Below are 25,183 nucleotides of genomic sequence, written 5' to 3'. Positions count from 1 at the left end.
GACCGATCCGGCGATTGGCTCCGATGCCGGGGGCTGGCCGTTCATGAACGCCGGACTTTCCTGAACGACACCGTTCATCCGGCCCCGATCAGCCGGATCGCGGCCTCGCGCTCGAACAGGTAGAGGAGCACCCGCAGCGCCTGCCCGCGAGGGCTCCTGAGGCCGGGATCACGCTCGACGATCATGCGCGCGTCGTCCCGGGCCGCCTCCAGCAGGGCACCGTCGCTCTCCAGCCGCGCCAGCCGGAAGGCCGCGAGGCCCGATTGGCGGGTGCCGAGCACCTCGCCCTCGCCGCGCAGCTTCAGGTCGGCCTCGGCGATGCGGAAGCCGTCCTCGCTCTCGCGCATCATCTCGAGCCGCGCCCGCGAGACCTGCCCGAGGGGGCCCCGGTAAAGCAGCAGGCAGGACGAGGCCTTGGAGCCGCGGCCGACCCGGCCGCGGAGCTGGTGCAGCTGCGCCAGCCCGAACCGTTCGGCGTGCTCGATCACCATGATGGTCGCCTCGGGCACGTCGACCCCGACCTCGGCGACCGTAGTCGAGACCAGGAGCTTGGTCTCGCCGGCGGCGAACCGGGCCATGGCGGCATCCTTCTCGGGGCCCGGCATCTTGCCGTGGATCAGCCCGACAGCGTCGCCGAAATGCTGTTTCAGGTCGCCGAAGCGCTCCGCGGCGGCGGCGAGGTCGATGAACTCCGATTCCTCCACCAGCGGGCAGATCCAGTAGACCCGCTCGCCCCCGGCGATCGCCCGGGCGAGGCCGGCCACCACCTCGCCGATCCGCTCGGTCGGCAGCGTGATCGTGCGGATCGGCTGCCGGCCGGCCGGCTTCTCGTCGAGGATCGAGACGTCCATGTCGCCGAAGAAGGTCAGTGCCAGGGTGCGGGGAATCGGCGTCGCGGTCATCACCAGGAAGTCGACCGCCTCGCCCTTGGCGCCGAGCGCCAGGCGCTGGTGCACGCCGAACCGGTGCTGCTCGTCGACCACCGCCAGGCCGAGGTCGCGAAACGTCACCGCCTCCTGGAACAGGGCGTGGGTGCCGACCAGGATGTCGATCTCGCCGGCGGCGAGGGCGGCGAGCGTGCTCTTGCGCTCCGCGGCCCGGTCGCGGCCGGTCATCAGGCGCAGGCGCAGCGTCCCGGCCAGCGGCTGGAGCCGCTCGAAATGCTGGCGGGCCAGGATCTCGGTCGGCGCCATCAGCGCCGCCTGACGCCCGGCCTCGACCGCCGAGGCCATGGCGAGCAAGGCCACCGCGGTCTTGCCCGAGCCGACGTCGCCCTGGAGCAGGCGCAGCATCCGGCGCGGCGCCGCGAGGTCGGCGCGGATCTCCGCCACCGCCCGGGCCTGGGCGCCGGTCAGCGCGAAGGGGAGGGCGCTCTCGATGCGGGCGCTCAGGGCCCCGTCGCCGGCATTGACCCGGCCGGCCTTGCGCCGCTGGCGGGCGCGCAGGAGGGCCAGCGCCAGCTGCGAGGCGAGGAGCTCGTCATAGGCCAGCCGCTTCCGGGACGGCGTCGCGGGCGGCGGCTGGAGCGGATCCTCGGCCTTCGGGGGCGCCTCCTCCGGGCGGTGCTCAAGGCGCAGCGCGTCCGCGAAGGCCGGCAGCCGGTTCCGCTCCAGCCAGGCCGGGTCCTGCCATTCCGGAAGAACCGGCAGGCGGTCGAGGGCCGCGACCGCGAGCTTGTTGATCGCCCGGGAGGTCAGCCCCTCGGTGGCGCCGTAGACCGGCTCGACGGCGGGCAGCTCGGCCAAGCCCGCCTCGTCCACGATCCGGGACGGGTGGACCATCTGGCGGGTGCCGTCCCAGAGGTCGATCCGGCCGGTGATGTAGCGGTGGGCCCCGAGCGGCAGCATCTTCTCCACGCGGGCGCGGGGCATGCCGAAGAACACCAGCGAGATGTCGCCGGAGGCATCCTCCACCAGCACCCGGTGCGGGCGCTTGCCCGATCCGATCTGGGCCGGGCGGTGCGCCACCACGGTGACGCCGATCGTCACCGGCTCGCCGGTCGGCGCCTCGCTGATCGAGCCCATCAGCTTGCGCGCCACGCCGCCCTGGGGGAGGTGGAACAGCAGGTCCACCACCCGGGCCTCGCGCTCGGGGGTGCCGAGTAGCTTCTCGATGAGCGGCGCCATCTTCGGGCCGATCCCCGGCAGGGCGCGGGCCGGCGCGAAGAGCGGATCGAGGATGCTCGGGCGCAGGGCCGGTGCGGCGGCCGCACGGCCAGCCTCCTCCTCCGGTGCCTCGGCGGCTTCGGAATCCTTCAAGGCCGGGTCCTGAGTCGCGCGTGCATCTGTCATGGCGGTTCGGCGGACATGGTGCCGGAGGCGCCTTATTATCCGGTGCATCCTGCCGCGCCAGTGCGGCGCGAGGGAGACCGACACCCATGGCCAGCGACTTCCTGCCGGGCTTCGCGCGGCACCGGATCGAGACCGAACCGGGCGTGACGATCAACGCCCGCTCGGCCGGCTCCGGGCCGCCGGTCCTGCTGCTGCACGGCCATCCGCAGACCCTGTCGACGTGGCTCCACGTGGCGCCACGCCTCGCGGAGCACCGCAGCGTCGTGGCCATGGACCTGCGCGGCTACGGCGATTCGTCGAAACCTCCGGGGGCGAGCGCCATGCCAACTACGCCAAGCGCGCCATGGCGGCCGACGCGGTCGCGGTGATGCGGGCGCTCGGCCACGACCGATTCGCCGTGGTCGGCCACGACCGGGGCGGGCGCGTCGCCCACCGCCTCGCCCTCGACCATCCCCGGGCCGTGGAGCGGATCGCCCTGTTCGACATCGCGCCGACCGCGACCATGTACGCGCGCACCGACAAGGCCTTCGCCACCCGCTATTTCTGGTGGTTCTTCTTCATCCAGCCTCATCCCCTGCCGGAGACGCTGATCGGGGCCGATCCGGAGTACTTCCTGCGCCACCACGTCGAGGGCCAGTCGAAGACCCCCGGCTCGACCCCACCGGAGCTGTTCGCCGAGTACCTGCGCTGCTATGCCGACCCCGCCTGCCGCCACGCGATCTGCGAGGATTACCGGGCTGCGGCCGGAATCGACCTGGAGCACGACGCCGCCGATTCGGAGGCGCGCGTCAGGGCGCCGCTGCTGGCGCTCTGGGGCGCGAAGGGCACGGTGGGCCAGACCTACGACGTCTTGGAGACGTGGCGCGAGAAGGCCACCGACGTGTCCGGCCGGGCGCTCGATTGCGGCCATACGCTCCAGGAGGAGCGCCCGGACGCGGTCTTTTCGGAGTTGGCGGCGTTCCTGGGCTGACCGGCTGCGGCGCCGTGGCGCCCGGCCGCCGGACTTGGCACTCTTGGCAAAAGCCGCAGATACGGCAGCGCGCCGGGCTCGCCACAGCGGCTTCGGTCGCTTCGGCGCCGCCGTCCTCGCGAGCGGAGGGAAACAATCCAGGAAGCGCCACGATCTGAAAGGTCGCGCTACCCTGGGTCACTTCGCTGCGCGCGTGATGACGACGGAGAGCCCCGCGCCAGATTCTTTCGAAGGGGACGCCTCAATCGTGCAGGAGATCATGCCGGAGGACGCCAACACGATCTTCGACGTCGCCGTGGTCGGCGCCGGGGCCGCGGGCCTCGCCGCCGCGCTGGCGATCGCCCGGGAGGGCATCCCGACGGCCCTGGTCGGCCGCCACGCCCCCGTGGCGGACGGGCGCACCGTGGCGCTGCTCGACGGGTCGGTGCGGTTCCTGGAGGCCCTCGGCGCCTGGGAGGCGGTGGCGCCGCACGCGAGCCCGCTCTGCACCCTGCAGATCGTCGACGATACCGGCAGCCTGTTCCGGCCGCCGCCGGTGCGGTTCCAGGCCGCCGAGATCGGCCTGGACGCCTTCGGCTGGAACGTCGAGAGCGCGCGCTGGTCGAGAGCCTGCGCGCCCGCGCCCGGGCCCAGGACAATCTCACCCTGATCGAGGCGGATGCCGCCGGCGCCACGCCCGGAGAGGCGGCCGCGCGGATCGCCCTGGCGGGGGGCGGCGCGGTCGAGGCGCGGCTGGTGGTGGGCGCGGACGGCGCGCGCTCGCCGCTCCGGGTGGCCAGCGGCCTGCCCGTCCGCGACTGGACCTATCCGCAGAGCGCCATCACGACGATCCTGGCGCATGATCGCCCGCACCGGGACGTCTCCACCGAGTTCCACACGCGCTCCGGCCCCTTCACCCTGGTGCCGCTGCCGGGCGGGCACCGCTCCAGCCTGGTCTGGGTGACCGGCGAGGGCGCCGCCCGCCGGCTGGCCGCCCTCGACGACGCGGCCCTGGGCCAAGCGGTGGAGCGGCAGGCCCGGGCGATGCTCGGCGCCATGCGGGTCGACGGCCCGCGCGGCCTCGTGCCGATGCGCGGGCTCGCGGTGGCGCGCCCGGTGGCGCAGCGGCTGGCGCTGATCGGCGAGGCCGCCCACGTCTTCCCGCCGATCGGCGCGCAGGGGCTGAATCTCGGCCTGCGCGATGCCGCCACCCTGCGGGACGTGGTGCTCGGCACCGCCCGGGACGGGCGCGACCCGGGGAGCCGTCCAGCGCTCGACGCCTATGCCCGGGCGCGCCGGGTCGACACAGCCGCGCGTACCGCCGGGGTGGATCTGCTCAACAGGAGCCTGCTCACCGACCTGCTGCCGGTGGACGCGCTCCGCGGCGTCGGCCTGCTGGCGATGGCGCAGCTCGGCCCTCTGCGTCGGCTCGTGATGCGGGAGGGCGTCCTGCCGCGGCTCGGGGCGCCGCAACTGATGCGCTCGGCGCGCTAGCGGGCGGAAGCGGATTGCGCAATTCGATGGTGAGGGTGCAGCGGTGCGCTTCGCAGCGCGCCCTGCGCCCTGAGAGATGCCGCACCGGCCCGGAAGGGGGCCACAGGTGCGACGGGGTCTTCAGAGATCCGGCTGCGCGGCCACGTAGGCGCCGAGGCGGGTCGCGAGATCGACCGGACCGCCGGCCCGGGCTTCGCCCGAATCGCCGATGAGGATGACCGGAATGCCGCGGTCGCGCAGATGGCCGCGCAGGCGGGCGGCGCGCCGAGCATAGCCGGGATCGCGGCGGGTCGGGGCCTGGAGCAGGACGGCGGCCGGGCGGGCGATCACGGCGAGAACGTCGTCCGCCGCCTCCATGGAGGCGGTGACGCTCGCGTAGCCGAGGCTGGCCAGCTCGCCCGAAAGGGACCGGTCCACGGCGCGAACGCCGTCGCCGACCACGAGCACTTGTTGCAGCGCACCCATAAGCTTGAGCGGTACTCCATCCCGGACGGCTTGGAAAGATAGCCGTCACGACAATCCGATGCAGAACCCACGAACAGGCGGATCGGATCCGTCGGTCCGTGTGCAGCTGCGAGATTATCTGTGGCGCCTGAGCGCCGGATGAACCGCCGATCGTCCGCCTTTCAGGCGCGCTCGACGCCGAGCGCCGTCCCGCCGGACAGGACGGGGCGATAGCCCGCCCCGTGCCACGCCTGCGTGTCGGTGTCGGGGATCTCGCCGCGGGGCAGGGGCGCCACCGCGCAGGCCGGTCCGCGATAGGACAGGCTCCCGTCGGCCCCGCGGGCGAGGTCCAGCAGGGTGCGGGGCAGGGGCGCCCGCTCCGGATAGGCCAGGGTCGCGGCCAGGTCGCGCAGGCCCGGGCGCGTCAGCACCGCGTCCTCGCCGAAGACCAGGGAATCCAGCCTCTGCGGGCCCGTGGTTCCGGACGCGGGCCGCGGGGTCAGCGGCGTCGGCGCCCGATGCACCACGTGGAGGGCGCGCACGGTCCAGGGCAGGGGCAGGGCAGCGAGCGCCGGCTCGATCAGGGCCGGGACGACGAGCCGGGTCGGCACCGGCCGCAGCAGGGCGCTGCGGAATCCCGTCTCGCCGAAGGGCAGCACGGTTTCCAGTCCGGCCCCGGCCGCCAGGGCCGCGCCGAGACCGGTGACGAGGCCGCGCAGGTCGTGGGCTGGCAGGAGCGTCAGGATCCGCTCATCCGCGCCGACGGGGAGCGCGTCGAGATGCGCCTCGACCGCCGCGGCGAGCGCGGCGGCCGTGCGGTAGACGGGCCGGGTCGGATCGCCGTCCGCGAAGGTCACGAGACCCAGGCTCGCGGCCGGTTCGATGATCCCGCGCTCCAGCGCCATCGCGTCGAGGCTGATCACGCCGTCCGGCACCCCCGGCCCGAACGCCGCGAGGTAGCGCAGGCCGAAATGGCGCATGGCCGCTTTGGCGAGGTCCTCGGCCGGCCGCCGCTCCCCGCGCCGGCCCTCCGTCAGCACCGCGACTAGGCCGGCCGCCTCGATTCCCCCGGAGAGCTGCTCGGCATCCCAGACGGCGGGCATCGCGCAGGGCAGGTGTCCGGACGCCTCGACGGCGAGGTGGGCCAACGCTGATTCGGCGCCCCCGGAGAACCACAAGCCGATTCGGCTGCCGGCCGGGAGCCGCCACGCACCGATCCCGCGGGCGAGCCGGCCGACGATCTCGGCGGCGGCCGCGTAGGTCCAGGTGATCGCCGGGCGCGCGCACCAGGCGACGCGGTCGCCCGAATCACGCAGGACCGTGCGCTGCGGGCCGGCGAGCGCCCCCGCGAACAGGCAGCCGGACAGGCCACCGGACCGCGCGGACGCGTCCGGTGCGGCATCGGCCGCCCTCTCCGCCACCGCGAACGCGCTCAACCCGCCGCCCCCACCGCTTCTGCAGACCCGACGGCATGGTCGGCCGGTTACGGTTAACCGACCGCTAAGATTACCGGAAGCCGGCTTCGCGCCCTGCCCGTCGCCGGGATGGGCCGGACCGCCGGGCCGGGCCGATCACGCGCTCGTGCAACGCCGCGCTTGCGGCCGGGCAGGCGCGGGCCTATCGGGGGCCAGCCGCGGCCCGCTGGGCGATGACGCGCCCGCCGGCCGCGGTGTCATGCCTTCGCCTCATTCGAGGGGAAAGGCAGGCCGCCCGGTCGCCGGGGTGGGAGATGCGCGCATCCGTGCGCCCGTCCCGTCCGATGGCCGGACCGATTCATCCGGAGCTCCGGGAGGCACGCCACACCGGCGCGCGACCGGGCGGTCCGGCGGACCTGCCGCCAGGCCGGCTTCGCATCCAGCAAGCCACACCACGTCTCTTCCAAGGGGTCAGAGCCGATGTCCTTCACCCGCACCGCGACGCTCGCGCGCGCCGCCCTCCTCGGCCTCGCGGGCCTCGGCCTCGCAGCCGCTCCGGCGCTGGCGCAGCCGAAGAAGCCCGCGGCCCCGGCGCCGACCGCGCCCGCGCCGGCCGCTCCGGGCGGCACCCCGGCGGCCAACACGCCGGCCGCGCAGACCGGCCCGCAGATCGTGACCGTGAAGTCCGAGCCGAGCCAGGCCGACTGGACGAAGGTCTGCGGCAAGGACCAGGGCTCAGGCACCGACATCTGCTACACCACCCGCGACTTCGTGTCCGACCAGGGCCAGCCCGTCCTGGCGGTGGCCGTCTACGAGATGAAGAACGCCGCCCAGAAGCAGGAGGTGCGCGTGGTGCGCTACCTGCTGCCGCTCGGCCTGCTGCTGCAGCCGGGGATCCGGTTCAACGTCGACAACCAGAGCCCGACGGCCGGCCGCTTCGCGGTCTGCTTCCCGAACGGCTGCTTCGCCGAGGCCGGCGGCGTCGATGCCGGCGTGATCGCCGCGATGAAGAAGGGCACGACCCTCAACGTCTCGGTCCAGAACCAGACCCAGCGCGAGGTCACCTTCGCGGTGCCGCTCGCCGGCTTCGGCAAGGCCTTTGACGGCCCGGCCATCGACCCGAAGGTCCTCGAGGAGCAGCAGAAGAAGCTCCAGGCCGAGCTGGAGAAGCGCTCCGAGGACATGCGCAAGAAGCTCGAGCAGCAGGGTGGCGCTGCCGGCGCGGCTCCGGCCGCCGGCGCCGCGGCCCCGGCCGCCAAGTAAGCGGTCCCGCAACCGTTCGGTATCGGCCCGCCGCCTGCGCGGCGGGCTCGCCGAGGGCCAGGCCGCAAGGTCTGGCCCTTCGTGTTTTCGAGATCCGGCCTGGAAGCCGTGCCCGATCGCGCGGCGCCGGCGTTCACGATTCGGCAAGAGCCAGCGCGATCCCGGGCTCGCGCCGGAGCACCAGCCCGCCAGCATCGAGCCCGGCGGCACTGTCGCTGGCGCGGGCCGGGGCGCAGAAGAGGCCGGCGGTCAGCAGCGCCGCGGCGGCGAGTCGGATCATGGCGGCGGGCTCAAGCGACGGCACCGGCCATCGCGGGAGGCTATCGCGGCAGTCTTGTCAGGATCTTGACGACCCCGTCCCGCTCAGTTCGTGGCGCGGTCGCGCATCCGGTAGGCGCCGGCGGCGTCGCGCTCGAACATCTCGGCGATGCCGGCATGGCGCAGGGCCTCGCCCGAGGTGTCGGGCAGGAGGTTCTGCTCCGACACGTAGGCGACGTACTCGGTCTCGGCGTTCTCGGCGAGGAGATGGTAGAACGGCTGGTCCTTGCGCGGCCGGACCTCCTCGGGGATCGAGAGCCACCATTCCTCGGTGTTGTCGAACACCGGATCGACGTCGAACACGACGCCCCGGAACGGGTAGATCCGGTGGCGCACCACGGCGCCGATCGCGAATTTCGCGGTTCTCAGTGTTACGTCCGTCATGGTTCAACCCGTCCAGATCGGACAGATAGGTCCGAAGACGGATTGTGTCACCCGGCCGCCGGCGGATGCCTGCGTTTCCGCAATGCGGACCAGACGATCGCGGACGGCGATCGCCTCCGGCAGCGGCCGCCACAGGACGGTCATCTCGACGATGCGGCCGGCCGCGTCGAGGCGCCAGTAATCCATGCCGTCGAGCCGGTTCGGACCGGCCGCAGCCCCGAAGAACGCGGCGGCATGCCCGGGTCCCTCCAGGATCTCGCGGATCTCGAAGGCGTCGACCACCTCCAGAAGCGCGTCGACCACCGGCCGGATCGCCGCCTTCCCGCGCACGGGCTCGGCGGCCAGCGGCGTGTTGAGCACCACTGCCTCGGCCATCTGCGCCAGCATGGCGTCCCGGTCCTTGGCCTGCAGGGCGGCCGCGAAGACATGGACGTGGGTGAGATTCATCGGAGATCTCCTAGAGGGTGTGGATGCCGAGTTCGGCGGCGATCGCCCGGGCGGTGGCCTCGCGCCGGGCGGTGATGTCGGCGGCGGCCGAGCGCGCCCGCGCCACGATGGCCGGCGGAGCCGTGCGGGGTGTGCCGCTGTCGAACGGCGGCTCGGGGGCGTACTGCATGCCGAGCTGGATCGCCTGGGCGGCCTCGTCGCCGCGCAGTTCGGCGGCGAGCCGCAGCGCGCCGTCGATCCCGGCCGTGACGCCGGCCGCGAACACCCAGGTGCGGCCGTCCGCGTCGCGGTCGATCACGACCCGTTCGTCCACCGGCTTGGCCCCGAACAAGGGGAGCAGGTGAAAGGCGTTCCAGAAGGTCGTGGCCCGTCGCCCGACCAGGAGGCCGGCCGCGCCGAGGACCAGCGCGCCGGTGCAGACCGAGAGGACGTGGCCGGCGCCCGCCGCCTGGTCGCGGATCCAGCCGAGCACGGCGGCGTCACGCATCAGCGCCTCCTGGCCCTGGCCGCCCGGGACGTGCAGCACGTCGAGCCGCGGCGCCTCCGCCAGGGTGGCGTCCGGCAGGATCCGGAGGCCGCGGACGTCGCGGACGGGTTCGAGGCGCGGTGCGTAGACCCGGTAGGTGCTGTTGGGCACCCGCGACAGGACCTCGAACGGGCCGGTGAGGTCGATCTGGTCAAGCCCGTCGAACAGGAGCGAGCCGATCTGCAGGTGGGTGTCGGGCGGGATCATGCGGAGCCTCCGTGGTGGACAGGGGCACCTTACCGCGCCAGGATCTGGCCGAGATGCCAAAGATCCCTCGTTTCTCGCCAGATGCGCCGCGGCCCGTGGAGGTGCTGGCCTTCCCGGCGGTGCAGCTCCTCGACGTGGCCGGCCCGCTCCAGGTCTTCGCCACCGCCAACGAGCAGGGCGGCGTCGGCCTGCCCTACGCGCCGCGGGTGATCGCGGCCGGCGACGTGGCGCTCACCGCCTCGGCGGGCCTGCGGCTGGTGGCCGACCCGCTGCCGGACCGCGACGCGCCGGTCGACACGCTGGTGATCGCGGGCGGGCCGGGCGTCCTGGCGGCCTGCGCCGATCCGGCGCTTTCGGCCTGGGTGCGGGCGCGGGCGGGCCAAGCCCGCCGGGTCGCCTCGGTCTGCACCGGTGCGTTCCTGCTCGGAGCGGCGGGGCTCCTCGACGGGCGGCGGGCCGTGACCCACTGGAAGCATTGCGGCGCGCTGGCCGCACGCTACCCGCAGGCCCGGATCGAGCCCGACCCGATCTTCGTGCGCGACGGCCCGGTCTGGTCCTCGGCGGGGGTCACGGCGGGCATCGATCTCACCCTCGCCCTGGTCGAGGAGGATCTCGGCCGCGCCGTCGCCCTGGCGGTGGCGCGCCACCTCGTGATGTTCCTGAAGCGTCCCGGCGGGCAGGCGCAGTTCAGCGCGACGCTCGCCCTGCAGGCCGGAGAGGAGCGGTTCGGGCGGCTCCACGCCTTCATCGCCGACAATCTGTCCGGCGACCTGTCGCTGCCGGCGCTGGCCGGGGCGGCCGGGATGAGCGAGCGCAGCCTGAGCCGGCACTATCTGGAGGCGACCGGCCTCACCCCCGCCAAGGCCGTGGAGCGCCTGCGGGTCGAGGCGGCCCGGCGGGCGCTCGCCGAGACGGCGCAGCCGGTGAAGCGCATCGCCCAGACCTGCGGCTTCGGCTCCGAGGAGACGATGCGGCGCAGCTTCCTGCGGCACGTCGCGGCGACGCCGCAGGACTACCGGGCGCGGTTTGGGGGTGAGGGGGCTCAGACCGTCGCGCGGTGTTTCGAGGGCCGCGCACCGGGATTTTTCCCATCCATTCCCTCATCCAGAGGTGCGGCGAAGCCGCCGCTAAGGAGAGCTCCAGGGACCAAAGTGGCTTCTGGAGCCCTCCTTCAGGCCCGCTCGCGCGGGCACCTCAGGATGAGGGGGTGGATGGGAGGAGGCCGGTTCAGACCCGCGACGCGCCACCTCTCCCGCACGGGAGAGGGGACCCGCGCTTCGTCCAGTTACCGCGGCGCCGCACACGACGCCCGAGTCCGGGAGCCCGCTCACCCCAGCTTGTAGACCGCCGCCAGCTCCGGGTCCTTGGCGGCCACGAGCTTCGCCAGATCCACGATGACCTTGGCCTGCTTCCAGGTGGCGTCGTCCTGCATCTTGCCGTCGAGCATCACCGCGCCGGTTCCGTCCGGCATGGCCTCGACGATCCGGGCCGCGAAGGCCACTTCGGCCGGATCCGGCGCGAAGACCCGCTTGGCGATCGCCACCTGGCTCGGATGCAGCGTCCAGGCGCCGGCGCAGCCCATCAGGAAGGCGTTGCGGAACTGCGCCTCGCAGGCGTCGCCGTCGGAGAAATCGCCGAACGGGCCGTAGAACGCCTTGATGCCGTTGGCCATGCAGGCATCGACCATCCTGGCGATCGTGTAGTGCCAGAGATCCTGCTGGGCCGTGGCGCGGGGGGCATCGCCGGAGGGGTCGCTGAGCACCCGGTAATCCGGATGGCCGCCGCCGACCCGGGTGGTCTTCATGCCGCGGGACGCCGCGAGATCCGCCGGCCCGAGGCTCATGCCGTGCATCCGCGGCGAGGCCGACGCGATGGCGTCGACATTGGCCACGCCCTCGGCGGTCTCCAGGATCGCGTGGACCAGGATCGGCTTCGTGACGCCGTGGCGCGCCTCGAGCTGGGCGAGCAGCTGGTCGATGTAGTGGATGTCCCAGGGCCCCTCGACCTTGGGCACCATCACGACGTCGAGCTTGTTGCCGACCTCGGCCACGATCGTGAACAGGTCGTCCAAGATCCAGGGCGAGTTGAGGGCGTTGATCCGGGTCCAGAGGCCGGTGCCGGTGGCGGCGAAGTCGGTGGCCTGCGCCATCGCCACGAAGCCCTTGCGCGCGGCCTCCTTCTGGTCGGCCGGGACCGCGTCCTCCAGGTTGCCCAGCACCACGTCGACCGTGCCGGCGAGCTCCGGCACCCGGGCGCGGACCTTGTCGTTGTGGGGCGGCACGAAGTGGATCATCCGCTCCAGCCGCACCGGTAGCTCGCGGAACGGGGCCGGCGCGCCGGTGGCGAGGGGCTGGAAGAAGCGGCGGGGCAGTTTCATCGGGTGCCTCTTGTCAGGGCTGGCGTCTGGCCCCGTTAAGGCAGGCTTGGGCGGGCGCGTAAAGCCGCGCCGCGCACACGTGATCTCGGACTTTCGGCGCAGACCGGCTTCAGCCCCGCCGGCCGCCGCGCTCGCTCATCCCGATCCGGCCGAAGAAGTCGCCGGTGCTGCCGGCCACCACCACGAGGCGCCGGACCTCGCCCCGCAGGAACGCCTGCAGGAAGCGGTTGTAGTCGCGGAACGAGACGCAGCCGTTCGAGGCACCCGGCTGGCGCAGCATGTAGGTGTGGGCGAGCAGGCCGTCGCGGCCGTGGATCGCGGCGCTGCCGCCGACCGGGTTGAGGCGGATCGCCCGGACCCCGTGGAACAGGCGCTCGCGCTCGGTCAGATCGTAGGTTCCGGGCGGCGTCGAGCCGCGCATGCGCAGGTGGACGAAGCGCGGGTTGTCCATGGCCTCGCCGAGGCCGGAATGCGCCTCCAGCACCTCGCCGGAGGGCAGCGTCACCGTGCGGGCGCTGATGTCGTAGACGGCCGTGCCGGCGACGGATTCGGGGGCGGGGCTGACCCGGGTGCGCGGCGCTTCCCGCGGCAGGGCGTCCGGGCTGGCATAGGCCAGCGCCTGGCGCGGCTCCTGACGGTTGTCCTGAGACGGCGCGGCGCCGCCGACCCCGAACAGCTTCTCGAAGAAGGACGGCTCCTCGGCCATCGCGGCGCGAAACACGTCGCGGGTGCGGGGCAGGGCACGAGCAGCGACGCGGGTGGGCGGAACGGCGGGCTGGCGCCGCAGCTCGGCCGGACGCGCCACCGGCAGCGGGACCAGGACGGAGGCGGGCGCGAGAGCGGCAGGCGTGGGCTCGGCGGCGACCCGGACCGGCGCCTCGGCGGCCTTCTCGGCAGCTTTAGCCTGCGCGACCCGGATCTGGGCCGCCCGGGCCTGATCAACCTTGATCTGCTCGGCCCTGGCGACCTGCCGGGCGATCTCCCGGACCGCCGGGGACGGCTCGGCGACGGCGACCTGGAAGGCGGGGGTGGGCGGAGCCTCGCTGCCGAAGGCGGTCGCGGTGCCGGAGCCCAGGGCCGGGCTCGGGTCGAGCATCCAGGCGATGCTCGGCTTCGACGCGGCGCTGCGGGCGACCGGCCGGACCGGAGCGTCCGGCGAGAGCGCGGGCGCCGCCTCGGTGGCAGCGGCAGTCTGCTCGTCGTACCGTGCCGGCCCCTGCGGGTGGCTGAGCACGGCCCAGCCGGCCAGGGTCATGGCCGTCAGGGAGATGAGCGCGGTCAGCCGGGCGCGGCGGCGGGCACGCCGCATGGCGCTCGGATAGGGCGCCCGGGTCCGGATGACGGGATCGTAGGCGGTCTCGACGTAGGTGATGCGCGGCGGCGCCCGACGCAGGGGCTCCGCGCTCGGATACGCGGTCTGGAACGCGGCTTGGGACAACGCAGCCTGGGCCATTCGGGAAACTCGCGTACGCGCTTCCCCGTGGGCAGCCGCCGCCGTTCGCCCGCGAGAGCCTGTCTCGCGCACGTGGCTTGGGTCGCCCGTCTGGGGAGGACATCAACCGTCCGCCCCATTAAGCCGCAGCGTGGTTAATCCCCGCTAAAGAGACAGTTTCCGCGCGCGTTCCCGAGTTGGGACACAGCCTCAGGTCGCTGATCCGGGCGCGTCCATCGGCCCGTGCCGGCGCGCGACCAGCAGGCAGAGCAGGGCCACCGGCACGCCGATCAGCGACGTGCCGACGAAGAACCACGCGAAGCCCGTCCATTCGATCACGAAGCCCGAGAACCCGGCGAGCAGGCTGCCGTGCAGGGCGCAGAGGGAGGTCAGCAGCGCGTACTGGCTCGCCGCATGCGCGGTGGCCGAGAGCCGGGACATGTAGGTGATCAGCACGATCGACGCGAAGGCGTAGGCGAAGCCGTCGATCCCCACGGTCAGCGCGAAGGTCCAGAACGCCGCCCCGCCGTGGCCGCCGTGCCAGGCGAGGTAGGCGAGGGCGGTGCGAGGCCGAGGCCGTGACGGTGCCGATCAGCAGGCTCGCCATCATGCCGATCCGCGGGATGATGGCGCTCGCCAGGAACGTCCCGCCCAGCGCGATCCAGAAGCCGAACAGCTTAGTCACGGTGGCGATGTCGGTGTTGGAATAGCCCAGCGTCTTGAACAGCGGGATCGCCATGGCGTTCGAGACGTAGCCGGGCATCCGGAAGCCCGCGACCAGTGCCAGCACCGGGATGGCCAGCGGCCCGAGCCGGGCGAGGAGGTCGCGGATCGGCGCCCAGACGGTCTCGACGAAGCCGCCGGCGGCGGGCGTCTCGGGGGCGGGGGGCTCGGGGGCGAGGAGCGCCGCGATGGTGCCGGGGGCCATCAGCGCGGCCATGCACAGGTAGGCGGCGCGCCAGCCATACGCATCGGACAGGTAGAGGGCGCCCGCCCCTGCCGCGAGATTGCCGACCCGGTAGCCGATCTCCGACCAGGACGACATCAGCGCCTGCTGCTCGGGCGGCGCGGCGGTGATGCGCCAGCCGTCGATCACCACGTCCTGGGTGGCGCCCGCGACGCCGAGCGCCAGCGAGAACGCCACCGTCCAGGCGAGCCATTGGGCCGGGTCGCCAAAGGCGACGCCGGCGAGCGCCAGCGCCACCAGGATCTGCGTGGCGACGATCCAGCCGCGCCGGCGCCCGAGCCAGCGGCCCAGCAGCGGCGCATCGTGGCGGTCGAGGAACGGCGCCCAGAGGAACTTGAGCTTGTACGCAATGGTCAGCTCGCTCATCAGCCCGATCGTGGCGAGCGGCACCTTCGCCTGGACGAGCCGGCCGACTGCGTCGCGTAGACGAGCAGGAACGGGATGCCCTGGGCGAAGCCGAGCCCGAGCACCGCGGCGACCCGCCGGTCGGTGAACAGGGGCGTGAGGAAGGCGCCTGTCGCGGCCTTCACCGGCTCGGGCGCGCCGGTGACCTGCGCCGGGTTTGCCATCCACGCGTCTCCTGGGCTTCGGGGAGGAGAGAGCAGAGATGCGTCGCGCGTGCAACGACCGCGCGACTGTCCCACCCGCTAGCTCATCCTGAGGTGCCGGAGCGCAGCGGTGGCCTCAGGATGAGCTAGCGGGTGGGAGGATCGTCACGCCGCCTTCTTCCCCCGCTCGGCGATCTTCACGAGGCTGCGCAGCACCTCGGTGGCGGTCTTGAGCCGCGCCGGGACCGTGGTCAGCTCGCGCACGAACACGACGCTCATGTCGGGCCGCACCTTCGCGAACGAGGCCTGCTCGGCGACGTAGGCCACGAGTCCCTGCGGGTTGGCGTAGGAGCGGTCGCGGAAATGGACCACCACGCCCTTCGGCCCGGCCTCGACCTTCTCGACGTTGGCCTTGAGGCAGAGGATTTTGATCGTGCCGATCTTGAGGAGCTGCTCCACCTCCGGCGGCAGCGGCCCGAACCGGTCGATCAGCTCGGCGCCGAAGCTCTCCATCTCGGAATCGTCCTGGATGGTGGCGAGCCGCCGGTAGAGCGCCAGCCGCACCCCGAGATCCTCGACGTAATCCTCCGGGATCGTCACCGGCGCGCCCAGCGCGATAGTTGGCGACCACGCCTCCTCGGGCACGTCCTCGATGCCGGCCTTCAGCGCCGTCACCGCGTCCTCCAGCATCTGCTGGTAGAGCTCGTAGCCGACCTCCTTGATGTGGCCCGACTGGGCATCACCGAGGAGATTGCCGGCGCCGCGGATGTCGAGGTCGTGGGAGGCGAGCTGGAAACCCGCGCCCAGCGTATCGAGGCTCTGGAGCACCTTGAGGCGCTGCTCGGCCTGGGCGGTGAGCTGGCGGTTCGCCGGCGTCGTGAACAGCGCGTAGGCGCGCGCCTTCGAACGCCCGACGCGGCCGCGCAGCTGGTAGAGCTGCGCCAGCCCGAACATGTCGGCCCGGTGGACGATCAGCGTGTTGGCGGTGGGGATGTCGAGGCCCGATTCCACGATCGTGGTCGAGAGCAGGACGTCGAACTTGCCCTCGTAGAAGGCCGTCATCACGTCCTCCAGCTGGCCCGCCGCCATCTGGCCGTGGGCCACCGCGACCTTGATCTCGGGCATCTCGGCATCGAGGAATTTCTTGACCTCGGCCAGATCCTCGATGCGCGGCACCACGTAGAAGGACTGGCCGCCGCGATAGCGCTCGCGCAGAAGCGCCTCCCGGATGGTCAGCGGGTCGAACGGCGTCACGAAGGTGCGCACCACCAGCCGGTCCACCGGCGGTGTGGCGATGATCGACAGTTCCCGCACCCCCGTCATGGCGAGCTGGAGCGTGCGCGGGATCGGCGTCGCCGACAGCGTCAGCACGTGGACGTCGGCCTGGAGCGCCTTCAGCCGCTCCTTGTGGGCCACGCCGAAATGCTGCTCCTCGTCCACGATGATCAGGCCGAGATCCTTGAAGGCGATGTTCTTGGCGAGCAGCGCGTGGGTGCCGACCACGATGTCGACCGTGCCGGCGATAAGTCCCGCCCGGGTCTGCTTCATCTCCGCCGCGGAGGCGAAGCGGGAGAGCTGCGCCACCTGAACCGGCAGACCCTTGAAGCGCTCGGCGAAGGTCCGGTAGTGCTGGCGGGCCAGCAGCGTCGTGGGGACGATCACCGCCACCTGCTTGCCGGAGATCGCCGCCGCGAAGGCGGCGCGCAACGCCACCTCGGTCTTGCCGAAGCCGACATCGCCGCAGACCAGCCGGTCCATCGGCCGGCCGGCATTGAGGTCGTCCAGCACCGCGTCGATGGCGTTGGCCTGATCCTCGGTCTCCTCGAACGGGAAGCGGGCAGCGAATTCCCCGTAGAGGCCTTCGGGTGCCTTGAGGGAAGGGGCCTTCCGGACGAAGCGCTGGGCCGCAACCTTGATCAGCTCGCCCGCCATCTCGAGGATGCGGCGCTTCATCTTGGCCTTGCGGGCCTGCCAGGCGCCGCCGCCGAGCCGGTCCAGCGCGACCTCGGAATCCTCCGAGCCGTAGCGGGTCAGGAGCTCGATATTCTCCACCGGCAGCAGCAGCAGGCCGCCGGTGTATTGCAGCTCCAGGCAGTCGTGCGGGGCGCCCGCGGCGTGGATCGTCTTGAGGCCGACGAAGCGGCCGATGCCGTGGTCGGCGTGGACCACGAGGTCGCCGGGCTGGAGCGCCTGCACCTCCAGGATCACGTCCTGGGGCCGCTTGGCCTTACGCTTCTGGCGGACCAGCCGGTCGCCCAGAATGTCGCCCTCGGAGACGACGGCGAGCTCCCCCGCGGTGAAGCCCGCCTCCAGGCCCCAGACGGCAACCGCCGCGTCGGTGCCGCGCTTCAGCGCGTAGACGTCGGTGAGCCGCGTGATCGCCACGGGCTTCTTCAGGCCGTGATCGGTGAGCACGCCGCAGAGCCGATCGCGGGACCCATCGGACCACGCGCCCAGGATCACGTGATGACCGGATCCCTGGAGGTCGCGGATATGCGCCACCGCGGCGTCGAACACGCTGGTGTTCTCGTCGGCCCGCTCCGGCGCGAAGCTGCGTCCGGATTTCGCGCCGCAATCGATCACGAGGCGCTCGGACGATTCGGGCTGCGCGAAGGGCGTCAGCCGCGCCACGGTGGCGGTGCCGATCCGCTCCTTGAGCTCGTTCGGCGTCAGGTACAGGGCGCGGGGCGGCAGCGGCTTGTAGGGGGCGACGCCGGCCTGCGGCGTCTTCATCGCGCCCTCGCGGGCCTGGTAATAATCCTGGACGAGGCTGATCCGCTCCGCGGCGGCATCCTCCACCTGCGGGTCGAAGACCAGCGGCACGCCGCCGAGATAGTCGAACAGCGTGTCGAGGTGGTCGTAGAACAGCGGCATCCAGTGCTCGAGGCCGGCATAGCGCCGCCCCTCGCTCACGGTCTCGTAAAGCCGGTCGTCCCGGGTCGTGGCGCCGAAGCTCTGGATGTAGCCCTGGCGGAAGCGCCGGATCGTCTCGGTGGTGAGCTGGACCTCGCTCATCGGCATCAGGTCCAGCGAACGGAGCTGACCGGTGGTGCGCTGCGTCTCCGGGTCGAAGGCGCGGATCGATTCCAGCGTGTCGCCGAAGAAGTCGAGGCGGATCGGCGCCGGCAGGCCGGGGGGCGACAGGTCGAGGATGCCGCCGCGGACCGCGTACTCGCCGGTGTCGCGCACCGTCCCGGTGCGCAGGAAGCCGTTGGCCTCGACCCAGGCCACCACGTCGTCCATGGACACGACGTTGCCGATCGCCGCCGAGAACGCCTCCTTGGCGATGTGGGTGCGGGGCGGGACGCGCTGCACCAGGGCGTTGACGGTGGTGCAGAGGATGCGCGGCCTGTCCTCGGCGGAGCGGGTCCGGGCAAGGCGGGCCAGCGCCGTCATCCGGGCGGCGGCGACCGCGGTGGTCGGCGAGACCCGGTCGTAGGGCTGGCAGTCCCAGGCCGGCAGGCTCATCACGTCCATCTCGGGCGCGACGAAGCCGAGGGCCGCCTGGAACGAGGCCGAGCGCCCGGAATCGCGCGCCACGTGGACCAGCACGGCCGGCGCATCGACGGTGGGGGCCAGGGCGCGGGCGAGGTCGGCGAGCGCCAGCGCGTCGAAACCCTCCGGGGCGTTCGCCAGGACCGGGCTGTCGCCGCGCTTCAGGGCGTCGATCGCCTGGGCTAGGGCCGAGGATTTCGGCAGCGCGAAGCGCGCGACCTGCGGCTTGGGGGCTGGCGCAGAGGGCTTCGGTTGAGGCTTGGCCATCGGGTCTTTCGCGGGGAGGCCCGCCGGGCGCGTCAGGGGCAAAGGTCGGGTGGCGTTAGCCGATCGGGCTGTCGCGATAAAGCGTTCCCGCGGTCACGGCTGGACACACCCTATATGGCGGTTCTGCTGCGGCATGGAACAGCTGTTCGGCCGCGATTCGCGATAGCGCCCCATCATCGGCGGCGCTCCATGCACGGCTCAGAACAGAGCGCGGGTCTCCTCTCGTGAGAGGTGGAGGACTGCGCCGGATCCGGATCGATAGCCAGCCGGAACGGTGAGCCCACCACCGTCTTTGCGAGCGCAGCGAAGCAATCCAGCAGCGCCACATCTTCGGACGTCGCGCTGCCCTGGGTCACTTCGCTTCGCTCGTGATGACGACGCGCGCTGCAACAGCCGAAAGCTGCGATGGGATGCGGTTGAAGCCCCGGCCGGGCCCCTCAGGCGTCCGGCCCGACGATCTCGGCCAGCGCCGCCTCGACCCGGCCGCGGAAGAAGTCCGCGTTGGGCATGTGCTCGGTCATCGCGGCGGCGCGCGCCGTCGCCTGCCGCAGGATCTCGGCGCGGAGTGCCGGATCGGAGCGCTCCATCATCTCCAGCATGATGCGCACCACCAGCTCGGTGGCGATCGACCGGGCCGGGTGGTCGTAGTTGGGCTTCGGTTCGTCCATCGCGGGCTCTCTCGACCGGTCGCTCTCAGGAGTGGATCGGCGCGTCGTGCCGGTGGAACGCCCGCACGCGCTGCCAGACCGACGTGTCGTAGTTCGACGGCGTCTCGACCTCGCCGGTCAGCCACTTGAACAGGTCCCGGTCCGGAACCTCGATCAGCGCCTCGAACTGGTCGAGCTCCGCCTCCGACAGGTCGCCGATCTCGGCATCGGCGAAGCGGCCCATGATCAGGTCCATCTCGCGGATGCCCCGATGCCAGGCGCGGTAGAGGAGGCGGCGGCGGCGCGGATCGAGGTCGGCGCTCGTGCGGGTGGTGCCGGACATGGATGTCGGACCTCGGCTCGAAGAAGGGCAGGGCCTAGATAGGCCCCCCGCGGCGACGGATCCAGAACGGGGCCGCGACCGGGCGAGTTACAACTGGAGGGCGAGACGGCAAAAAGAAATTGCCTCCGCCGGGCGCTCCGTTATCTCGGGCTGCAACGCCCCCGGACGGGGCGGCGAGCGGGAGTCCAACGATGCCGAAGGCGATCCGGGTCTACGAGTATGGCGGCCCCGAGGTGATGCGCTTCGAGGACGTGCCCCTGGCCGAGCCGGGCCCCGGGCAGATCCGGGTCAAGCAGGCGGCCATCGGCGTCAACTTCATCGACATCTACTTCCGCACCGGCGCCTACAAGTCCCCGCACATGCCCTTCACCCCCGGCAAGGAGGGCGCCGGCACCGTCACGGCGGTGGGCGAGGGCGTCAGCCAGTTCAAGCCGGGCGACCGGGTCGCCTACGGTTCGGTGGCGGACGGCTGCTACGCCGAGGAGCCGGTGATCCCGGCCTCCGCGGCCGTGCCGATCCCCGACGGCGTCGACGAGAAGACCGCCGCCGCCATGATGCTCAAGGGCCTGACCGTCGAGTACCTGCTGCACCGGACCTACGCGGTGAAGCCCGGCGACACGATCCTGTGGCAGGCGGCCGCCGGCGGCGTCGGCCTGATCGCCTGCCAGTGGGCCAAGCACCTCGGCGCCACGGTGATCGGCACCGCCGGCAGCCCCGAGAAGGCGGAACTCGCCAAGCAGAACGGCTGCGACCACGTCATCCTCTACCGGGAGGAGGACGTCGCCAAGCGCGTACGCGAGATCACCGGCGGCAAGGGCGTCCCGGTGGTCTATGACGGCGTCGGGCAGGCGACCCTGATGGGCTCGCTGGACAGCCTCGCGCCGCTCGGCCTGCTGGCGAGCTTCGGCTCGGCCTCCGGGGCGATCACCGGGCTCGACCTCGGCCTGCTGGCCCCGCGCGGCTCGCTCTACGTGACCCGCCCGACGCTCGCGACCTTCTCGCCGAACCGCGCCACCCTGGAGGAGGCGGCCGCCCGCCTGTTCAAGGTGGTCCGCGACGGCGCGGTGAAGATCGCCGTCAACGCCACCTACCCGCTGGCCGAGGCGCAGCAGGTCCACCGCGACCTCGCGGGCCGGGAGACCACCGGCTCGACCGTGATGCTGCCCTGAGGCCCGCAACCGTGACGCCCGGCAGCGCCGACCTGCTCCTCGTCGCCGACGTGCAGGTCGATTTCCTGCCGGGCGGGGCGCTCCCCGTCCCGGATGGCGACGCGGTGGTCGGCCCGATCAACGCGCTCCAGCACCGCTTCCGGCACGTGGTGCTGATGCAGGACTGGCATCCGGCGGATCACGTCTCCTTCGCCGAGACCCATCCGGGGCGGGCCCCGTTCGAGACGGTGATGCTGCCCTACGGACCGCAGGTGCTGTGGCCGCGCCACTGCGTCCAGGGCAGCCCGGGCGCCGCCTTCGCGCCGGGTCTCGCCACCGACCGGGCGAGCCTGGTGGTGCGCAAGGGGCTCGATCCCCGGGTCGACAGCTACTCGGCCTTCCTGGAGGCCGACCGGGCGACCCGCACCGGGCTCGCCGGGGCGCTCCGGGAGCGCGGCATCACCCGCGTCGTCATCTGCGGCCTCGCCACCGATTTCTGCGTCGCCTGGAGCGCGCTCGATGCAAGCGACGCGGGCTTCGACGTCCTCGTGGTGGAGGATGCCGTGCGCGGGATCGACGTGGACGGATCCCTCGCGCAGGCCTGGGCGCGGATGGAGACGGCGGGCGTGCGCCGGATCGGGGCGGCCGCGCTCGGCTGAGGATCTGCGGGGACCGGGAGGCGAACCGCCGCACGGGGCGCGGGTGACCGTCTCCGCCCCGGTGCGTTGGCCCGACATCAGCATCCGACAGGAGCCTGCATGTCGTCCAAGCATCTGAAGACCGAGACCCCGACCGACGCCGACCTCAAGGGCAATCCCGGGATCGGCACCTCGAAGGGCATGAGCGGCGCCGATCCTGCCGATCTGCAGGCGGATTCGACCTTCGAGGGTGACGTGGACAACGAGACCAAGGTCGATGGCGGCATCGACCCCGACCACCGGCCGCGCAAGAACGCGTGACCAAGAACGTGTGATGGGATGCCCGGGCCCGCGCGGCCCGGGTCGATCTCAGCGGCCGCGCGCCGGCGCCTTCGGCCGCTGCGGCGCGGGGGCTGCGGGCCGGCGCTCGGGCCGCCTGCCGGAACGTAGATCTGGGCCGGGCTCGCGGTGTAGCCGCGCAGCTGAGCCGCGTTGGCTGCCCCGAAAGCGGATGTGCCGTCCGCGCGGGCGGCGCCCGCCGCGAGGACCGGGAGAAGCGCGGCGGCCAGGGCCAGGAGGGCGTGCTTCGACATCCGCAAGGTCCTTGTGTTCGCACGGGCTCGGACAACCCCGATCCGTGCCGGATCGCTCCGCTCCGGGACCGATCCCGCCTGCCCGACGTGCGGAACCGCACAGGCGCAGTGCCGCGCATGACCGCGCGGGCGCTTGCCCCGGAGGCCGTGTCAGACCGCCAGCCCGAGTTGCTGCGGCCCGTCGGGCTCGTCCTGCGCGAAGCCCGAGAGCGATACCCCGATCAGCCGCGCGCTGCGCCGCAGGGGGAACAGGCCGGCGAGCAGGTCGAGGCCGATCCGCTCCAGATTGGCCCGGTCGGCCACGGGAACGGCGAGCGATTTCGCCCGGGTGACCTGGGCGAAATCGGAGAATTTCAGCTTCAGGGTCACGGTCCGGGCGCGCATGCCCTTGGCGTCGGCCCCGGTCCAGACCTTGTCGAACAGCGGCGCCAACCGGGCGGCCAGGACCTCGAAGGCGGCCGTGTCCTCCGCGAAGGTGGTCTCCGCGCCGATCGACTTGCGCACCCGGTGGGCGCGGACCGGCCGCGCGTCGATCCCGCGGGCGACGGCGTAATAGTAGGCGCCCGCCGACCCGAAGGTCTCGCGCAGGCGCTCGGGCGTCCAGGTGCGGAGATCCGCCCCGGTCTCGATCCCGAGCCGCTTCATCTTCGCCTCGGTGACCGGGCCGACCCCGTGGAACCGGCCGATCGGCAGCTCCGCCACGAAATCCGGTCCCATGGCGGGGGTGATGACGAACAGGGCGTTCGGCTTCCTGTGGTCGGACGCCACCTTGGCGAGGAACTTGTTGTACGAGACCCCGGCCGAGGCGATGAGCCCGGTGCGTTCCAGGATCTCGGCCCGGATCGCCTTCGCCACGGCCGTCGCCGTCGGGAGGCCCAGGAGGTTCTCGGTGACGTCGAGATAGGCCTCGTCCAGGGCCACCGGCTCGATGATCGGCGTGTGCCGGGCGAAGACCGCCCGGATCTCCTCCGAGACCGCCCGGTAGACCTCGAAGCGCGGCTTCACGAACAGCAGGTCCGGGCAGAGCCGGCGGGCGGTGGCCGACGGCATGGCCGAGCGGACGCCGAATTTCCGGGCCTCGTAGCTCGCCGCCGCCACCACGCCGCGCTCCCGCGAGCCGCCCACGGCCAGCGGCAGGCCGCGCAGGGACGGGTCGTCGCGCTGCTCCACGGAGGCGTAGAACGCGTCCATGTCGATGTGGATGATTTTTCGGAGCGCGACCTCCGGATCCATCGCCGCCTCGGAGATCCGCCGTGGGTTCCTGCTCTGTTCCAAAGAACGCGGCGGCCTGGCCGGGTCAAGGCGGGTTGATCACACCTCAACAGGGATATCCCACTCCCTCATCCTGAGCTGCCCGCGTCAGCGGGCCTCGAAGGAGGGCCCCGGGGATCGCCGTGCCTTCTGGAGACCACCTTCGAGGCCCCCGCTGCGCGCCGGCACCTCAGGATGAGGACGCGGTTTGGAAAGTCGCTACAGCGCGCCGCCTCAGGCGACGCTGCCGTAGAGGTCGTAGGCCTCGGCCCGGTCGATCTTCACGGTGACGATATCGCCGACCCGCACCGGGCGCCGGAAGGCGGCGTGGACAGTGCCGTCGATCTCCGGCGCGTCGGCCTTGGACCGGCCCCGCGCGACCCCGCTTTCGACGGAATCGGACGATGATCGGCAGCCGCTTGCCGACCTTCGCCCGCTGCAGCCGCAGCGCGATGCCGTTCTGGGTCTCCATGAACCGGCGCTTGCGCTCAGCCTTGACCTCCGGCGGGACGAGGTCGCCCAGCGCGTTGGCGGTGGCGCCCGCCACCGGCTCGTACTCGAAGCAGCCGACCCGATCGAGCTTGGCCTCCTGCAGCCAGGCCAGCAGCTCCTCGAACTCGGCCTCGGTCTCGCCGGGGAAGCCGACGATGAAGGTCGAGCGGATCGCGAGGTCCGGGCAGATCTGCCGCCAGCTCCGGATCCGGTCGAGCTGGCGTTCCTGGTTGCCGGGGCGGCGCATGCGCTTGAGCACCGACGGGCTCGCGTGCTGGAGCGGCATGTCGAGATAGGGGAGCACCTTGCCCTCGGCCATCAGCGGGATGACCTCGTCCACGTGCGGGTAGGGGTAGACGTAGTGCAGCCGCACCCAGGCCCCGAGCTCGCCGAGTTCCCGGGTCAGGTCGTAGAACTTCGCCCGGACCACGGCGGTCCCGCCACGGGCTCTCGGCGTAGCGAATATCGACGCCGTAGGCGCTGGTGTCCTGGCTGACCACCAGCAGCTCCTTCACGCCGGCCTTGACCAGTTTTTCCGCCTCGCGCAGCACGTCGGCCGCCGGGCGGCTGACGAGGTTCCCGCGCAGGGACGGGATGATGCAGAAGCTGCAGCGGTTGCTGCACCCTTCCGAGATCTTCAGGTAGGCGTAGTGGCGCGGGGTGAGCTTGATCCCCTGCGGCGGCACGAGGTCGAGGAACGGGTCGTGGGCCGGCGGCACCGCCTCGTGGACGGCCGCCACCACCGACTCGTAGGCCTGCGGACCGGTCACCGCCAGGAGGTCGGGATACTTCTCGCGGATCTCCTCCGGCTGCGCGCCCATGCAGCCGGTGACGATGACCCGGCCGTTCTCCGCCATGGCCTCGCCGATCGCCGAGAGCGATTCCGCCTTGGCCGAGTCGAGGAAGCCGCAGGTGTTGACGATCACCACGTCGGCGCCGTCGTGCCGGCGGGCCAGCTCGTAACCCTCGGCGCGCAGATGGGTCAGGATCCGCTCGGAATCGACCAGCGCCTTCGGGCAGCCCAGCGAGACGAAGGAGATCTTGGGGGCCGAGGCCTTGGGGGCAGGTGTGGCGGTGGCGGTCATGGGCGCATTCGACGGGTCGGACGCCGCCCGCGCGCGTGGCCTGTGGGACAGTCACACGGAACGCGAGGACGAGAATTCGGGATGGGGCTCCTATAGCGATTCCCGCCGGCCTGCGCGAGACCGGCCGCCGCAGGGGTGCCCGGCCCCGCGCGCGAGGCTGAC

General features: G+C 72.4%; 17 protein-coding genes and 5 pseudogenes. 7 read left to right on the top strand and 15 right to left on the bottom strand.

Going from position 1 to position 25,183, the window contains the following annotated elements; all coding sequences use genetic code 11:
• Positions 1-74: 74 nt before the first annotated feature.
• The gene (gene recG / locus M6G65_RS09655; protein ID WP_250103866.1) at positions 75-2,291 is read right to left on the bottom strand and encodes an ATP-dependent DNA helicase RecG; all 2,217 of its coding nucleotides are present in this window, start codon (positions 2,289-2,291) and stop codon (positions 75-77) included.
• Between the two features lie 86 nt (positions 2,292-2,377).
• Here recG and M6G65_RS09650 point away from each other — a divergent pair.
• Positions 2,378-3,261 (top strand): annotated as a pseudogene (locus M6G65_RS09650) (alpha/beta fold hydrolase).
• Positions 3,262-3,520: 259 nt separating this feature from the next.
• Positions 3,521-4,734, top strand: a pseudogene (locus M6G65_RS09645) (UbiH/UbiF family hydroxylase).
• A gap of 120 nt (positions 4,735-4,854) precedes the next feature.
• Here the strand turns inward: M6G65_RS09645 and M6G65_RS09640 are convergent.
• Together M6G65_RS09640 and M6G65_RS09635 are read right to left on the bottom strand one after the other, a co-directional pair.
• Complete coding sequence (locus M6G65_RS09640; protein ID WP_250103865.1) at positions 4,855-5,199, bottom strand: hypothetical protein; 345 nt, start codon at positions 5,197-5,199, stop codon at positions 4,855-4,857.
• A 161-nt stretch (positions 5,200-5,360) separates the two neighbouring features.
• Positions 5,361-6,614 carry a class I adenylate-forming enzyme family protein gene (locus M6G65_RS09635; RefSeq protein WP_250103864.1) on the bottom strand — a complete coding sequence of 418 codons (1,254 nt, stop codon included), beginning with the start codon at positions 6,612-6,614 and terminating at the stop codon, positions 5,361-5,363.
• 459 nt (positions 6,615-7,073) lie between these two features.
• Between M6G65_RS09635 and M6G65_RS09630 the strand changes: the two genes are divergently transcribed.
• Positions 7,074-7,856: an invasion associated locus B family protein gene (locus M6G65_RS09630; protein ID WP_238195669.1), complete on the top strand. Its 783-nt coding sequence runs from the start codon at positions 7,074-7,076 to the stop codon at positions 7,854-7,856.
• Positions 7,857-7,989: 133 nt separating this feature from the next.
• On the opposite strand, the gene M6G65_RS09625 is transcribed toward M6G65_RS09630, so the two are convergent.
• The 4 genes from M6G65_RS09625 to M6G65_RS09610 form a co-directional block, all read right to left on the bottom strand.
• A complete protein-coding gene (locus tag M6G65_RS09625) occupies positions 7,990-8,136 on the bottom strand; it encodes a hypothetical protein (protein ID WP_238195670.1) in 147 nt (48 codons plus the stop codon).
• An 83-nt stretch (positions 8,137-8,219) separates the two neighbouring features.
• Positions 8,220-8,558 carry a heat shock protein HspQ gene (hspQ, locus tag M6G65_RS09620; RefSeq protein WP_238195671.1) on the bottom strand — a complete coding sequence of 113 codons (339 nt, stop codon included), beginning with the start codon at positions 8,556-8,558 and terminating at the stop codon, positions 8,220-8,222.
• A 3-nt stretch (positions 8,559-8,561) separates the two neighbouring features.
• Complete coding sequence (locus tag M6G65_RS09615; RefSeq protein WP_238195672.1) at positions 8,562-9,005, bottom strand: nuclear transport factor 2 family protein; 444 nt, start codon at positions 9,003-9,005, stop codon at positions 8,562-8,564.
• 10 nt (positions 9,006-9,015) lie between these two features.
• Entirely contained in the window at positions 9,016-9,738 is a 723-nt protein-coding gene (locus M6G65_RS09610) for a DJ-1/PfpI family protein (protein WP_238195673.1), read from the bottom strand.
• Between the two features lie 53 nt (positions 9,739-9,791).
• Between M6G65_RS09610 and M6G65_RS09605 the strand changes: the two are divergent.
• Positions 9,792-10,772: pseudogene (locus M6G65_RS09605) on the top strand (GlxA family transcriptional regulator); the annotation flags it as partial.
• Positions 10,773-11,065: 293 nt separating this feature from the next.
• On the opposite strand, the gene M6G65_RS09600 reads toward M6G65_RS09605, so the two are convergent.
• The 6 genes and pseudogenes from M6G65_RS09600 to M6G65_RS09575 form a co-directional block, all read right to left on the bottom strand.
• On the bottom strand, positions 11,066-12,115 hold the full coding sequence (locus M6G65_RS09600; RefSeq protein WP_238195675.1) for an HpcH/HpaI aldolase/citrate lyase family protein: 1,050 nt from the start codon (positions 12,113-12,115) through the stop codon (positions 11,066-11,068).
• Between the two features lie 109 nt (positions 12,116-12,224).
• Positions 12,225-13,568 carry a tlde1 domain-containing protein gene (locus M6G65_RS09595; RefSeq protein WP_238195676.1) on the bottom strand — a complete coding sequence of 448 codons (1,344 nt, stop codon included), beginning with the start codon at positions 13,566-13,568 and terminating at the stop codon, positions 12,225-12,227.
• A gap of 189 nt (positions 13,569-13,757) precedes the next feature.
• Positions 13,758-15,083 (bottom strand): annotated as a pseudogene (locus tag M6G65_RS09590) (AmpG family muropeptide MFS transporter).
• A gap of 144 nt (positions 15,084-15,227) precedes the next feature.
• Positions 15,228-18,824: a transcription-repair coupling factor gene (gene mfd / locus M6G65_RS09585; protein ID WP_238195678.1), complete on the bottom strand. Its 3,597-nt coding sequence runs from the start codon at positions 18,822-18,824 to the stop codon at positions 15,228-15,230.
• Between the two features lie 437 nt (positions 18,825-19,261).
• A complete protein-coding gene (locus tag M6G65_RS09580; protein ID WP_020093287.1) occupies positions 19,262-19,492 on the bottom strand; it encodes a hypothetical protein in 231 nt (76 codons plus the stop codon).
• A gap of 25 nt (positions 19,493-19,517) precedes the next feature.
• Positions 19,518-19,814: an FAD assembly factor SdhE gene (locus M6G65_RS09575; protein ID WP_012318628.1), complete on the bottom strand. Its 297-nt coding sequence runs from the start codon at positions 19,812-19,814 to the stop codon at positions 19,518-19,520.
• A 191-nt stretch (positions 19,815-20,005) separates the two neighbouring features.
• On the opposite strand from M6G65_RS09575, the gene M6G65_RS09570 reads away from it, so the two are divergent.
• The 3 genes from M6G65_RS09570 (at position 20,006) to M6G65_RS09560 (ending at position 21,921) form a co-directional block, all read left to right on the top strand.
• Positions 20,006-20,983: a quinone oxidoreductase family protein gene (locus tag M6G65_RS09570; RefSeq protein ID WP_250103863.1), complete on the top strand. Its 978-nt coding sequence runs from the start codon at positions 20,006-20,008 to the stop codon at positions 20,981-20,983.
• An 11-nt stretch (positions 20,984-20,994) separates the two neighbouring features.
• The gene (gene pncA / locus M6G65_RS09565) at positions 20,995-21,621 is read left to right on the top strand and encodes a bifunctional nicotinamidase/pyrazinamidase (RefSeq protein ID WP_250103862.1); all 627 of its coding nucleotides are present in this window, start codon (positions 20,995-20,997) and stop codon (positions 21,619-21,621) included.
• A 99-nt stretch (positions 21,622-21,720) separates the two neighbouring features.
• Positions 21,721-21,921: a hypothetical protein gene (locus tag M6G65_RS09560; RefSeq protein WP_192709135.1), complete on the top strand. Its 201-nt coding sequence runs from the start codon at positions 21,721-21,723 to the stop codon at positions 21,919-21,921.
• A 422-nt stretch (positions 21,922-22,343) separates the two neighbouring features.
• Here M6G65_RS09560 and dinB read toward each other — a convergent pair whose 3' ends face one another.
• Together dinB and rimO are read right to left on the bottom strand one after the other, a co-directional pair.
• Entirely contained in the window at positions 22,344-23,426 is a 1,083-nt protein-coding gene (gene dinB, locus M6G65_RS09555) for a DNA polymerase IV (RefSeq protein ID WP_238195682.1), read from the bottom strand.
• Positions 23,427-23,678: 252 nt separating this feature from the next.
• A pseudogene (gene rimO / locus M6G65_RS09545) lies at positions 23,679-25,021 on the bottom strand (30S ribosomal protein S12 methylthiotransferase RimO).
• Positions 25,022-25,183 lie beyond the last annotated feature (162 nt).

The organism is Methylobacterium tardum (assembly GCF_023546765.1).
In the GTDB taxonomy this organism is placed as follows: domain Bacteria; phylum Pseudomonadota; class Alphaproteobacteria; order Rhizobiales; family Beijerinckiaceae; genus Methylobacterium; species Methylobacterium tardum.
The sequence above is the reverse complement of the archived record's forward strand: the minus strand, read 5'-3'. Positions and strand labels throughout refer to the sequence as shown.

What these genes read in the sequence shown, in the direction of transcription:
- recG (WP_250103866.1), bottom strand. Translation starts at nt 2,291, where the DNA reads ATGACAGATGCACGCGCGACTCAGGACCCGGCCTTGAAGGATTCCGAA.
- M6G65_RS09640 (WP_250103865.1), bottom strand. Translation starts at nt 5,199, where the DNA reads ATGGGTGCGCTGCAACAAGTGCTCGTGGTCGGCGACGGCGTTCGCGCC.
- M6G65_RS09630 (WP_238195669.1), top strand. Translation starts at nt 7,074, where the DNA reads ATGTCCTTCACCCGCACCGCGACGCTCGCGCGCGCCGCCCTCCTCGGC.
- M6G65_RS09625 (WP_238195670.1), bottom strand. Translation starts at nt 8,136, where the DNA reads ATGATCCGACTCGCCGCCGCGGCGCTGCTGACCGCCGGCCTCTTCTGC.
- hspQ (WP_238195671.1), bottom strand. Translation starts at nt 8,558, where the DNA reads ATGACGGACGTAACACTGAGAACCGCGAAATTCGCGATCGGCGCCGTG.
- M6G65_RS09615 (WP_238195672.1), bottom strand. Translation starts at nt 9,005, where the DNA reads ATGAATCTCACCCACGTCCATGTCTTCGCGGCCGCCCTGCAGGCCAAG.
- M6G65_RS09610 (WP_238195673.1), bottom strand. Translation starts at nt 9,738, where the DNA reads ATGATCCCGCCCGACACCCACCTGCAGATCGGCTCGCTCCTGTTCGAC.
- M6G65_RS09600 (WP_238195675.1), bottom strand. Translation starts at nt 12,115, where the DNA reads ATGAAACTGCCCCGCCGCTTCTTCCAGCCCCTCGCCACCGGCGCGCCG.
- M6G65_RS09595 (WP_238195676.1), bottom strand. Translation starts at nt 13,568, where the DNA reads ATGGCCCAGGCTGCGTTGTCCCAAGCCGCGTTCCAGACCGCGTATCCG.
- mfd (WP_238195678.1), bottom strand. Translation starts at nt 18,824, where the DNA reads ATGGCCAAGCCTCAACCGAAGCCCTCTGCGCCAGCCCCCAAGCCGCAG.
- M6G65_RS09580 (WP_020093287.1), bottom strand. Translation starts at nt 19,492, where the DNA reads ATGGACGAACCGAAGCCCAACTACGACCACCCGGCCCGGTCGATCGCC.
- M6G65_RS09575 (WP_012318628.1), bottom strand. Translation starts at nt 19,814, where the DNA reads ATGTCCGGCACCACCCGCACGAGCGCCGACCTCGATCCGCGCCGCCGC.
- M6G65_RS09570 (WP_250103863.1), top strand. Translation starts at nt 20,006, where the DNA reads ATGCCGAAGGCGATCCGGGTCTACGAGTATGGCGGCCCCGAGGTGATG.
- M6G65_RS09560 (WP_192709135.1), top strand. Translation starts at nt 21,721, where the DNA reads ATGTCGTCCAAGCATCTGAAGACCGAGACCCCGACCGACGCCGACCTC.
- dinB (WP_238195682.1), bottom strand. Translation starts at nt 23,426, where the DNA reads ATGGATCCGGAGGTCGCGCTCCGAAAAATCATCCACATCGACATGGAC.